We start from the raw sequence: 11,735 nt of genomic DNA, 5'->3' as shown, positions 1-11,735 counted from the left end.
GTGGGTCTAGCCTTCGCTCGACCACACCGTCGGGAGTCAGGAGCAGTGATGGCGACGATCAGCCAGCGGACCGGAGCGGCGGCGACCGCCATGCTCGGGCTCGGGGTCTACCGACCCGAGCGCCTCGTCACCAACGATGAGATCTGCGAGGTGCTCGACTCCAGCGACGAGTGGATCCGGACGCGGTCCGGCATCCGGACCCGGAGGTACGCCGCGGCGGACGAGTCGCTCCTCGACATGGCGGCTATCGCGGCCGAGCGGGCGCTGGCCGCGGCCGGTGTCGCCGCCGGCGACCTCGGCACGGTGATCGTCGCGACGTCGACCCACGTCCAGCACACCCCGGCCGCGGCGCCGGTGCTGGCGAACCGGCTCGGCTCGCGGGCCGCGGCCTTCGACGTCTCAGCGGGTTGTGCGGGCTTCTGCCATGCCCTGTCCGTCGGCTCCGACCTGGTCCGCGGCGGCAACTCCCGCTACGTGCTGGTCGTCGGGGTCGAGCGGCTCAGCACCTTCATGGACCCCACCGACCGCGGCACCGCGTTCATCTTCGCCGACGGTGCGGGCGCCGTCGTGGTGGGCCCTGCCGACGAGCCCGGCATCGGACCGGTGGCCTGGGGCTCGGACGGCTCGCAGTCCCACGTGATCACGCAGTCGCTGCCCTGCGACGAGCTCGACGCGGAGCACCCGCTCGTCGTGCAGATGGAGGGCACGGCGGTCTTCCGATGGGCGCCGTTCGCGATGGCGGACGTCGCCCGCGTGGCCGTCGACGAGGCCGGGCTCGCGATGTCGGACCTCGACGCGTTCATCCCGCACCAGGCGAACCTGCGGATCACCGAGACCCTGGCCCGCAACCTCAAGCTCCCGCCCGAGATCGCGGTCGCGCGCGACGTCCAGGACTCGGGCAACACGTCCGCCGCATCGGTGCCGCTGGCCATCGAGGCGATGCTGCGCGGCGGCGAGGCGAGCGTCGGGGACACCGCCCTGCTGATCGCGTTCGGCGCCGGCCTCAGCTACGCCTCGCAGGTCGTCACGCTCCCGCCGGTCGCTGCCTCCTAGAGCCCGCGCCACCCGCCGGTGACCCGGCCGACGCGTGCGGAGAGGCCGGTGCCGACCAGGACGCCGGGATGATGGAGCCCGCCGAGAGCTCGATCGTGGCCATCGTCAGCAGGTCCGGCACCGCCCGCCACCCGGACAGCGTGGCGGCGGAGCGCACCGCTCCGACTCGCCCGGATCGGGTGAATGTCCGCCCGTGGGGCCGACCTAGCGTCGTGGCCGTGCCCGGACGAACCAGCGGTGTGCTCGCGGCCACCTGCCTCTCGACGCTCGTCGTCAACGCCAACACCTCGGCGGTGAGCATCCTGCTCCCGGCGATCAGCGAGGACACCGGCATGTCGGTCGACACGCTGCAGTGGGCGGTGACCGGCTACTCGCTGGTCGGCGCGGCCGTGATCATCACCTCGGGCTCGCTCGGCGACGTGTTCGGCCGCAAGCGCATCTTCCAGATCGGCCTGCTCCTGTTCGTGGTCTCGTGCGTGCTCATCGCCGTGGCGCAGAGCGGTGGCATGGTCATCGCCGGACGCCTCATCCAGGGCGCCGCGGGTGCGACCATCCTGGCCTGCGGCCTGAGCCTGCTCACGGTGGCGACCTCGGGCGACCAGCAGCTGAAGTTCGTGTCGCTCTGGGGGGCCGCGGCCGCGGTCGGCGCCGCCGCCGGGCCGCTGCTCGGCGGTCTCCTCGTCGACCTCACCGGCTGGCAGGGCCTGTTCTGGATCGACGCGGGCGTCGCCGTGGTCTGCATGCTGCTCACCTACGCGACCGTCCAGGAGTCGCGCGACGAGAACCGCACGGGCGCGATCGACTACCTCGGCACCGTCCTGATCGCGCTCACCCTGGCGCCGCTGATCTACGGGTTCACCAAGAGCGGCGACTGGGGCTGGCTGTCTGCGGCCACGCTGGGCTGCTTCGCGGGTTCGGTCGTGGCCGGGTTCCTCTTCGTGTTGACCGAGAAGAGGGTCGCCGTACCCCTCCTGGACCTGGCGCTGCTGCGCAACCGGATCCTCGTCGGCTCCACCCTGGCGATCCTGATCGGCGCCGGCACCATCAACGGCCTGATGTACCTGCTCAGCCTCTACTTCCAGAACCCGGCGGCGCTCGGCTTCAGCCCGCTCGAGGCGGGCCTCGCGACGCTGCCCGCCACCGTCGGGCTCGTCGTGGTCGCGCCGTTCGTCCCGAGGCTGTCGAACGGGCTCGGCGGCCGCCAGGTGATCGGCGTCGGCTTCATCCTGATGGCCGCCGGGTTCGTGGGCATCGGCCTCGTCGACGCCGGGTGGCAGTACGCCGCGTTCCTGCTGCCGATCCTCGCGATCGCGGTCGGGATGGGCCTCTCCAACGGCCCGTCGTCGTCCGCCGCGACCTCGTGCGTCCGGCAGGAGCAGGTGGGTGAGGCCTCCGGCGTCTCCAACATGGCGCGGTACGTCGGGGCGGCGGTCGCGACAGCGCTCGCGGCCAGCATCTACGGCGGCGTCCAGGCCAACCACCTCGACGACGGCGCCAGCGCCTCCGACGCCCTCGCCTCCGGCCTCGCCGCCGCGTCCTGGCTGATGGCCGTGATCAGCGCCCTCGGCATCCTGCTCGCGCTCGTCGCCATCCGGCGGCACCGGGCGGCGCAGGGCACCATCCAGGACGCGGCGGCCTCGGCAGCGGCCCACCTCCACACCATCCCGACCTCGGCCGCAGGGAGTGCCTCGTGAGTGCCGTGCCCTTCACCCGCCACGACTACGCGGCGCGGATGGCCCGCGTCGTCGAGGAGGGCCGCGCGGCCGGGCTGGACGGCGTGCTGATCACGCCCGGCCCCGACCTGTACTGGGTCACCGGCTACCAGCCGACCGCGATCACCGAGCGCCTCACGATGCTGTTCCTGACCACAGACCGGGAGCCGACGCTGCTCGTGCCGACCCTCGAGCGGCCGGACGCCGAGGCGGCCGTCGGGGCCGGCGCGACCACGCTCGCCGACTGGACCGACGGCGCCGACCCCTTCGCCGCGGCCGGCGCCATGCTCCGCCCGGACGGCACCTACGGCATCTCCGACAACGCCTGGGCGCTGCACCTGCTCGGACTGCAGGCCGCGCTGCCGGGCACGGCGTACCACTCGCTCACCCACCGGCTGCCGATGCTGCGCGCGGTCAAGGACGGCAACGAGCTGGCTCGTCTGGAGGCGGCCGGCGCGGCCGCGGACGCGGCGTACGGCGAGATCCTGGGCGTCCGGTTCTCCGGGCGCAAGGAGACCGACGTGGCACGTGACCTCGCCGAGCTGCTGCGGAGCTTCGGCCACGAGCGGGTCGACTTCACCGTCGTCGGCTCCGGCCCGAACGGCGCGAACCCCCACCACGAGGCGGGGGACCGGGTCATCGAGGTCGGCGACTGCGTGGTGCTCGACTTCGGCGGGCTGCGCGACGGCTACGGCTCCGACACCAGCCGCACCGTCTGCGTCGGCGAGCCGACCGCCGAGATCCGTGAGGTGCACGAGGTCGTCCGCCTGGCGCAACAGGCCGGCGTCGACGCCGTCCGCCCCGGGATCGCGTGCCAGGAGGTCGACCGCGCCGCCCGCAGGGTCATCACCGACGCGGGGTACGGCGAGCAGTTCATCCACCGGACCGGGCACGGGATCGGGACGACGACGCACGAGCCGCCGTACATGATCGAGGGCGAGGAGCTGCCGCTGGTGCCCGGCATGTGCTTCTCGGTCGAGCCCGGGGTCTACCTCACCGGCCGCTTCGGCGTGCGGATCGAGGACATCGTCACCGTCACCGCCGGCGGCGGGCGACGCTTCAACAACACCGACCGCGCGCTGCAGGTCGTCGCGTGATCACCCGTTGCAGGTGACCCCCACCGCGGTTCACGGGCGTCAGAGTGAGCACGACCAGACCCGTCTCAGGAGGCATCGATGACTGCGATGGACGTGCCGGCCGACGAGCCGGTGGTCGCGCGAACGCGGGCGACGCCCGCCACCCACTGGATCTCGTGGGTCGCCCTGGCCATGATGACGACCAGCTCGGTGGCGAGCCTGCGGGCCGCGCCGACGATGGCGGTCTACGGCCTGGCCTGTGTGTTCCTCTACATCGTCCCGGCGATCGTGTTCCTGCTGCCGACCTCACTGGTGTCGGCCGAGCTCGCGTCCGGGTACGAGGGTGGCATCTACAACTGGGTGTCGCGCGGCATCTCCAAGCCGATGGGCTTCCTCGCCGTCTGGTGCCAGTTCGCGATGACCATCTTCTACTACCCGAGCCTGCTGGGCTTCGTCGCCAGCACCCTGGCCTACGTCATCAACCCCTCGCTCGCGTCGAGCGGGGTGTGGACGGCCTGCGTGATCGTGATCGTCTACTGGAGCGGCGTGTGGGTCTCGGCTCGCGGTACGGCGGGCGTCGCCGGGCTCGCCAGCGGTGGCCTCATCATCGGCACCCTGATCCCGGGCGTGGTGCTCGTGCTGCTGGGCGTGGTGTTCCTCGGCCAAGGGAACGAGTCCGCGGCGCCGATGGACTCCGCGCACCTGCTGCCCGCCTGGGCGGGGCTCTCCAGCCTGGTCCTGATCGTCAACAACTTCCTGTCGTACTCCGGCATGGAGATGAACGCCGTGCACGTCGGCTCGCTGAAGAAGCCGGACAAGGAGTTCCCGAAGGCGATGTTCCTCGCCATGGGCATGGTGCTCCTCATCTTCATCCTCCCGGCGCTCGCGATCAGCTGGATCGTGCCGGCCGAGGACCTTTCGCTCACCGCCGGTGTGATGCAGGCGTTCGACGCCGTGTTCGCGGAGTTCGGGACCCAGTGGCTGACGCCGATCTTCGGCATCATGCTGGTCGCCGCCTCGCTCGGCGGCATGCTCACCTGGCTCGCCGGACCCAGCAAGGGTCTGCTGCTGATCTCCCGCGAGGAGGGCTACCTCCCGCCATGGCTGCAGCGGCTGAACAAGCACGGTGTCCAGCAGAACATCCTGGTCGCGCAGGGCGCGGTCACCACCGTGATCGCGCTGGGCTACGCGCTGATCCCGGACGTGTCGAGCGCGTACTGGATCTTCTCGGTGATCACGACGCAGGTGTACCTGATCATGTACCTGCTCATGTTCGTGGCGGCGGTCCAGCTGCGCCGCAAGGACCCGGACCATCCACGCGGCTTCCGAGCGCCGATGCTGATCGGGCTGTGCGGCGTCGGCTTCGCCGCGTCGCTGGCGGCGCTGCTGATCGGCTTCGTGCCGCCCTCGCAGTTCGGCGGCGGCAGCAACGCGACGTACTTCCTGATCGTCGGTGGCGGCGCGCTCGGTCTCGGGCTGCTGGTGCCGTTCCTCTTCTACCGCTTCCGCAAGCCCGGCTGGAAGCAGCCCGAGACTGCCGAGGGGGTGGCGTCGTGAGCGGGTACGAGGTCGAGGACCCGAAGCGGACCTGGATCTACTGGGTCGCGATCGGGCTCCTCGTCGTGGCGATGGTCATCGGTCTGTTCACGTTCAGCTCGGCCCGCGCCAGCCAGCAGGCCCAGGACAAGGCAGACCAGCTGACCGCGGCCCTGCAGGACGCGGGGCTCGGCGCACCGTCGCACGACCAGATCGTGCGCGTCCTCGGCGACGACGGCGGCGCACTGTGCGAGGACCCCGGCAGCGCCCTGCGCAAGGCGATCCTGTTCGGCCAGCTCGTCAACGGGGCCACCGGACCCGGCCAGCGGCCGATCATCGCGGACAACCGCGTCGTTCAGGGCCAGCTGATCGCGCTGCAGGTCTACTGCCCCGACGAGCTCGCAGACTTCAAGGACACCGTCCAGGACCTCGACTTCGGGGACGTGATCCGGGGATGACCGACGACCTGCGGGCCCGCGTCTCGGAGCTGATGCCGCGGGTCCGCGGGGAGCTCGCCGACCTGGTCGCGATCCCGTCGGTCGCCGATCCCCGGCAGTTCCCACCAGAAGAGTGTGCGCGCGCCGCGAAGTGGGTGGTCGAGGCGTTCCGTGAACTCGGCTTCGACGACATCGGCCTGCACGAGACGGCCGACGGCAGCAACGCCGTCGTCGGGTCGCGCGCCGCCACCGACCCGGACGCGCCGACCGTCCTGCTGTACGCCCACTACGACGTCCAGCCGCCGCTCGACGACGACGCCTGGCGCACCCCACCGTTCGAGCTCACCGAGGTCGACGGTCGCTGGTTCGGTCGCGGCGCCGCCGACTGCAAGGGCAACATCCTCATGCACCTCACCGCGCTGCGAGCGCTCGGCGACGACGTGCCGGTCCACCTCAAGCTGGTCGTCGAGGGCTCCGAGGAGCAGGGCACCGGCGGCCTGGAGGACTTCGTGCCGAGGCACGCCGACCTGCTGCGGGCCGACACGATCCTGGTCTGCGACACGGGCAACGCCGCCGTGGGTGCCCCGGCCGTCACCGTCAGCCTGCGCGGCATGGTCAACGTGGTGGTGCACGTCGAGGCGCTGCCGACCGAGCTGCACTCCGGCATGTTCGGCGGGCCGACTCCCGACGGGCTCGCCGCGCTGGTGCAGATGCTCGCGTCGCTGCGCGACGCCGGCGGCAACACCACGGTCACCGGGCTCGACCACGCGCAGACGTGGGAGGGCGCGCCGTACGACCCGGCGTCCTTCCGGTCCGACGCGCTGCTCGCCGAGGGCGAGTCGCTGCTCGGCTCCGGCTCGGTCTCGGACATGCTCTGGGCCCGCCCGGCGCTGACGATCCTGGGCATCGACTGCCCGCCCGTCGTCGGCTCGACCGCGGCGATCGTGCCCCGCGCCAGCGCCCGTCTCAACCTGCGGATCCCACCCGGCACCGGGCCGGAGGAGGCGCTCGCCGCACTCACGGACCACCTGACCACCGCCGCCCCGTGGGGCGTCACCGTGACCGTCGAGACCGAGGCCACCGGCAGCCCGTTCCGGGCCGCGACGGATGGCCCGGCGTACGACGCGATGCTCGGGGCGATGCGCGACGCATACGGAGTCGGCGCGGTGCTGCTCGGCCAGGGCGGCTCGATCCCGCTGTGCAACGTGTTCGCCGACACCTACCCCGGCGCCGAGATCGTCCTGATGGGGGTCGAGGAGCCGTTGGCGCTGATCCACGCCCCCAACGAGAGTGTCGACCCCGGCGAGATCGAGCGGCTGGCCACGGCCGAGGCGATGTTCCTCCAGAGGTACCGACGGTCGTGACCGGGGTTCGCCTCGCCCTCGGCGCGCTGGCGCTCGCCCTGCTCACCGGCTGCGGCAGCGACGGGTCGCCCGGGGACCGGCCGAGCCCCTCTATCTCGCCGACGCTGTCGCCCAGCCGGACCCTGCCGAGCCCGACGCGGACGCTGGCACCCACCGACGAGCCCAGCGACGAGCCCAGCGAGACCGACAGCAGCAGCACCGTCGGTCCGACGTCGGCACCGCCGACCGACAGCGAGACGCCGACGGCGAGCGAGTCGTCCACGAGGACCACGACTCCAGAGCCGACACGAACCGCGACCGTCACCGAGACGGTCACGCCCACGCCCGTCGCGACCGGGACCACGACGCCCACGGCGAGCGCGTCCCCGAGCCCGGAGGAGTCGACCGAGGCCACCGAGGAGGACTCGACCGGCTGGTGGTGGCTGGTCGGCGGCCTGGTGCTCGCCGGCGCGGTCCTGGTCGGTGTCCTCGTCGCCCGCCGGCACCGGCGCAAGACCCCACCCCCGGTGGGGTGATGCCGCGCCACCCCGGACGCGCGGACCATTCCCGAAAGGGTGTCGAGGAGGCCACGCATGAGCTCTGAGTCCAGGTACGAGATCGACTACTCGACGAAGGGTGCGGTCGCGGACGTCACGGCCACGTTCGCCGGCGTCCTGCTGATCGTGGTGGCGCTGCTGGACATCCTCCAGGGCGCCTCCGCCATCGCGAACGACGACCTGTACTCGCAGGGCAGCGACTACCTCTACAAGTTCGACATGGACGTGTGGGGCTGGGTCCACGTCGTCCTCGGGGTCATCTCGATCGCGGTCGCAGTGGGCATCATCAGGCGCGTCGGCTGGGGTCAGCTGGGCGGCATGATCGTCGCCGGCCTCGGGATCCTGACGAACTTCGCCGCGCTCCCGCACTACCCCATCTGGTCCGTGATCGTCATCGCGTTCTACGCGCTCGTGATGTGGTCGCTGAGCGTCCAGATGAAGAACTACCGCTGAGACGTCTACCCCGTCGGGGGTGGTGCGGGACCACCCGCGCCGTCCCGAGCATGTGCTCACATCTGACCAGCCAGGAGGCTCATCGTGACAACCGTGTTCGAGTACACCGTCGGGGACGCATTTCTGACGATGCTCTGGTTCTTCCTGTTCTTCATCTGGATCTGGCTGCTGATCTCGGTCTTCAGCGACATCTTCCGCAGCGACGACCTGGGCGGCTGGGGCAAGGCCCTGTGGACCGTCTTCGTGATCTTCCTGCCCTACCTCGGTGTCTTCGTCTACCTGATCGCGCGCGGCAAGAAGATGGGCGAGCACGCGGTCCGGGAGCACGCACGCCAGGAGCAGCACATGCGCGAGTACGTGCAGAGCGTCGCCGGCAGCGGCGGTGGCGGCTCCAGCGCGGCCCAGGAGATCGAGCGGCTGCACCAGCTCAAGAACCAGGGCGCGATCACCGACGACGAGTTCCAGGCGGCCAAGGCCAAGCTGCTCGTCTGACATCGGTACGGCGGACGGGGACCAGCCATGTCTCAGCCTGACACCGACCTCGACCTGGTCGAGTACGTCGTCATCGCGGTGCCGGAGCTGTCCTCGACCGTCGCCGTGGCGGCTGCCCTGCGGGAGCTCGTCGAGTCCGCCCGGATCCGGATCCTCGACCTGGTCGGGGTGACCACGGGCGCGGACGGCCGGGGCACCGTCGTCGAGCCCGAGCAGCTCTCCGGCCTCGCCGACCTCCGCGACGTGGAGGGCGAGGTCGGGGGGCTGCTGAGCGAGGACGACATCGCCCTCGCGTCGGGTGCCCTCCAGCCCGGCACCTCGGCGCTGATCCTGGTCGTCGAGGACCGGTGGGCCCAGCTGCTGGCCGATGCCGCTCGCACGAGCGGCGGCCGGATCGTCGGCGGTGAGCGCATCCCGCGGCACCGGCTCGAGCAGGCGCGGCGCTCGCGGCCGGCGGACGGTGCACCGTGAGGCGCGTTGCGGCCTCGCGTCGGCAGCACCTGGACCTGCTGCGCCGGCGACCGACCCTCGACCCGGTCCCGGTCGAGCGACCCGGCGCGGTGCGCCGGGTCGACCAGCTGCGCGCGCTCCTGCAGTTGGTGGATCGGGGCGTGCTGTCCGCGGAGGAGTTCGAGCGCCAGGAGCGGAAGGTCTACCGCCCCTAGTGTCCTAGCCCCTGGCCAGCAGGCGCAGCGCCCTCGCCGTCGCGACCGCGTCGGCGCGCGAGTTCGCGCCGAGCTTGCGGTAGATCACCCGCAGGTGGAACTTCAACGTGTTCTGCGAGACGAACAGCTCACCTGCGATCTCGCGGAGGGTGAGCCGGCTGGGCAACAGCCGCAGCACGTCGCGCTCCCGCTCGGTCAGCGGCTCCACCAGCTGCGCGGTCGGCAGGACCGGCGCCGCCTCGGTGGTGAGCGCCCGGCGCAGCCGGTCCAGCCAGGCGTCGGAAACCCGCCACGCCGCCAGCTCGACCAGCTCGAGGACCGTCGGACCCTCCGCCGCGACCGACTGGAGCATCCCGTGCTCCGCGGCCAGCTCGGCGGCGAACGCCACCGACTTCGCGGCGGCCTCCCTGTCCTCGCCCAGGATCGCCCGCGCCAGGACGAGCCCGCGCACCACCTCATGGCGCGTGCAGCGCGGCGTCGCGCGCTGCACTGCCTCGGCGGCCTCGGCACGGAGGCCGCGGGCGAGGTGCACCCGCGCCTCGGAGAGGGGGCCCCAGAACGGGTCGTCGAGCTCCGCGACGCACCGTTCGGCGGCGGCGACGTCGTCCTGTGCCAGCGCCACCAGGACGGCGACCCGCGCGACCCGGCCCCGGTGCGGGCCCGGTCGGTCGGCGTCCCGCAGCAGCCGCTCGGCCTCCGCCACGTCGCCCTCGGCGAGTCGTGCCTCGATCAGCTCGAGGCCGGCCAGGACGTCGACGTAGGTGCTGGCGTGGGTCTCGTCGGCGGCCAGCCGGCGCAGCGCCGTCTCCGCGTCCTCCCGATCGCCGAGTTCCCGCGTCGCGACCGCTCCGGCCAGGTCCAGCATCTCCAGCAGGGTGGCCATCTCGGCGTCCGCGACGACGGGGCGCACTCCGGCGGCGACCCGGATCGCGTCGAGCGGGTGCCCGGCCAGGGCGAGGCCGACGGCTCGGGCGGTCTCGTGGGCGAGCCGGCGGTCGCTGGTGGCGCCGACCGCGAGTCGCGCCTCCTCGACGAGCGGGTCCGCGTCGTCCCAGGACTCGCGCGCCGCGATCGAGTGCGCCGCGATGCTCCAGCCGAACCTGCCGAGGGGGTCGTCCATCGACCCGCCCCGTCCGTGGGCGATCGCCGCCGGCCAGTCCCCGGCGACGTACGCCGCCAGCGCCTGCAGCACGTCGCAGTCGGCCGTCGTCACCGGGTCGCCACCCGGGGCGCCGATCAGCAGGCGGCACCAGGAGTCCCTCATCCGGGTGGTGTCGTCGGCGCCGCTCACCTCCGGCGGGATCCGGTCCAGGACCCGCTCGACCAGCGCCGTACGGCCGCTGTCCACCAGGCTCACCACGATCGCCGCCAGCAGCCGCAGCGCCTCCGCGGGCTCGCCGGCGTCCAGCCAGTGCTCGAGGGCGGCGGCGCCGTCGCCCATGCCCTCGAACCACTGGGCGGCGCGCAGGTGCTGCTCGCACAACCGCTCGGGCCAGCGTCGCTGGAGCTCGACGAGCAGCATCTCCCGCACCAGCCCGTGCACCTCGAACCATCCGCCCGGGGCGAGGCTGGTCACGAACAGCCCCCGCTCCTCGGCCTCCAGCAGGAGGTCGCCGGCGTCGGGACGCCCTGTCAGCGTCTCCGCGAGTCCGTAGTTCATCCGGTCCACGACCGCGGTCGACAGCATCAGGCCGACCAGCTCGGAGCGCTCGGCCCGCAGCACCTCGTGCCACACGTAGCTGTCGACCAGCCGGTCCGGCCCGGACGGCAGCTCCCGACGGGAGCGGACGGCGAGCGCCGCGAGCTGGAGCGCGGCCGCCCACCCGTCCGCCCACCCGGCGATGCCGACCAGGTCGTCGGCGGCGGCGTCGGGGCAGAGCCCGGTCAGCATCGCCAGCGCCTCCTCGTCGGAGAACCGCAGCATGTCGAAGTCGATGTCGGCGAGCGCGCCGTTCGCGCGCAGCCGGTCGACGGGCAGCGGCGGCCGGCGGCGACCCAGCAGCAGGACGTGCAGCCACTCGGGGCGCCGCTCGACGAACTCCTCGAGCGCCGCCCGGGACTCGGGCAGGTCGTCGATCCGGTGCACGTCGTCGACGACCAGGACGCTTGCGGGCGCCTCGGCCAGCCTCTCGAGCGCCGCGGCCGTGGCCGCCCAGAACTGCGCGGGGTCGCGGTCGGAGTCGTTCAGCGTCAGCCACGCGGTCGGGCGGTCGGTACGGCGTACCCAGTCGGCGGCCGCGGCCGTCTTCCCGGATCCGGCCGGAGCGACGATCGCCGTGACCGGGTACGTCGCGAGGTCGTCCAGCAGTGCGGTCAGGCGGCTCCGGTGCACGAAGTGCTCCGGAGCACCCGGCACACGGAGCTTCGAGCGGAAGAACGGCGAGTCGAACCTGCCGCGCTGGACCAGCACG

General features: G+C 72.4%; 12 protein-coding genes. 11 read left to right on the top strand and 1 reads right to left on the bottom strand.

Annotated elements, in window-relative coordinates:
- Positions 1 to 48: 48 nt before the first annotated feature.
- From N538_RS0110325 to N538_RS0110275, 11 genes are all read left to right on the top strand, one after another.
- Positions 49 to 1,053, top strand: a complete 1,005-nt coding sequence (locus N538_RS0110325; RefSeq protein WP_051549136.1) for a beta-ketoacyl-ACP synthase III — start codon at positions 49 to 51, stop codon at positions 1,051 to 1,053.
- A 218-nt stretch (positions 1,054 to 1,271) separates the two neighbouring features.
- Positions 1,272 to 2,747: an MFS transporter gene (locus N538_RS24790; protein WP_231496192.1), complete on the top strand. Its 1,476-nt coding sequence runs from the start codon at positions 1,272 to 1,274 to the stop codon at positions 2,745 to 2,747.
- Positions 2,744 to 3,862 (top strand): aminopeptidase P family protein, encoded by a 1,119-nt coding sequence (locus N538_RS0110315; RefSeq protein ID WP_028637248.1) that lies wholly within the window; start codon positions 2,744 to 2,746, stop codon positions 3,860 to 3,862. The genes N538_RS24790 and N538_RS0110315 overlap by 4 nt, the downstream gene beginning before the upstream one ends.
- A gap of 78 nt (positions 3,863 to 3,940) precedes the next feature.
- Positions 3,941 to 5,398: an APC family permease gene (locus N538_RS0110310; RefSeq protein ID WP_081790400.1), complete on the top strand. Its 1,458-nt coding sequence runs from the start codon at positions 3,941 to 3,943 to the stop codon at positions 5,396 to 5,398.
- Positions 5,395 to 5,835, top strand: coding sequence for a hypothetical protein (locus N538_RS0110305; RefSeq protein ID WP_028637246.1), 441 nt, complete (start codon positions 5,395 to 5,397; stop codon positions 5,833 to 5,835). Before N538_RS0110310 ends, N538_RS0110305 begins: the two co-directional genes overlap by 4 nt.
- Entirely contained in the window at positions 5,832 to 7,178 is a 1,347-nt protein-coding gene (locus N538_RS0110300; RefSeq protein ID WP_036570021.1) for a dipeptidase, read from the top strand. Before N538_RS0110305 ends, N538_RS0110300 begins: the two co-directional genes overlap by 4 nt.
- The gene (locus N538_RS27370) at positions 7,175 to 7,693 is read left to right on the top strand and encodes a hypothetical protein (protein WP_028637244.1); all 519 of its coding nucleotides are present in this window, start codon (positions 7,175 to 7,177) and stop codon (positions 7,691 to 7,693) included. Before N538_RS0110300 ends, N538_RS27370 begins: the two co-directional genes overlap by 4 nt.
- Positions 7,694 to 7,750: 57 nt before the next feature.
- Positions 7,751 to 8,167, top strand: coding sequence for a DUF7144 family membrane protein (locus N538_RS0110290; RefSeq protein WP_028637243.1), 417 nt, complete (start codon positions 7,751 to 7,753; stop codon positions 8,165 to 8,167).
- 84 nt (positions 8,168 to 8,251) lie between these two features.
- Complete coding sequence (locus tag N538_RS0110285) at positions 8,252 to 8,659, top strand: SHOCT domain-containing protein (protein WP_231496191.1); 408 nt, start codon at positions 8,252 to 8,254, stop codon at positions 8,657 to 8,659.
- 27 nt (positions 8,660 to 8,686) lie between these two features.
- A complete protein-coding gene (locus tag N538_RS0110280) occupies positions 8,687 to 9,130 on the top strand; it encodes a DUF6325 family protein (RefSeq protein WP_028637241.1) in 444 nt (147 codons plus the stop codon).
- Complete coding sequence (locus tag N538_RS0110275; RefSeq protein ID WP_028637240.1) at positions 9,127 to 9,324, top strand: hypothetical protein; 198 nt, start codon at positions 9,127 to 9,129, stop codon at positions 9,322 to 9,324. Before N538_RS0110280 ends, N538_RS0110275 begins: the two co-directional genes overlap by 4 nt.
- A gap of 4 nt (positions 9,325 to 9,328) precedes the next feature.
- Here the strand turns inward: N538_RS0110275 and N538_RS0110270 are convergent, their stop codons facing one another.
- Positions 9,329 to 11,734, bottom strand: a complete 2,406-nt coding sequence (locus N538_RS0110270) for a LuxR C-terminal-related transcriptional regulator (RefSeq protein ID WP_028637239.1) — start codon at positions 11,732 to 11,734, stop codon at positions 9,329 to 9,331.
- Position 11,735: the final 1 nt, after the last annotated feature.

The organism is Nocardioides sp. URHA0032 (genome assembly GCF_000620645.1).
In the GTDB taxonomy this organism is placed as follows: Bacteria; Actinomycetota; Actinomycetes; order Propionibacteriales; family Nocardioidaceae; genus Nocardioides.
The sequence above is the reverse complement of the archived record's forward strand: the minus strand, read 5'-3'. Positions and strand labels throughout refer to the sequence as shown.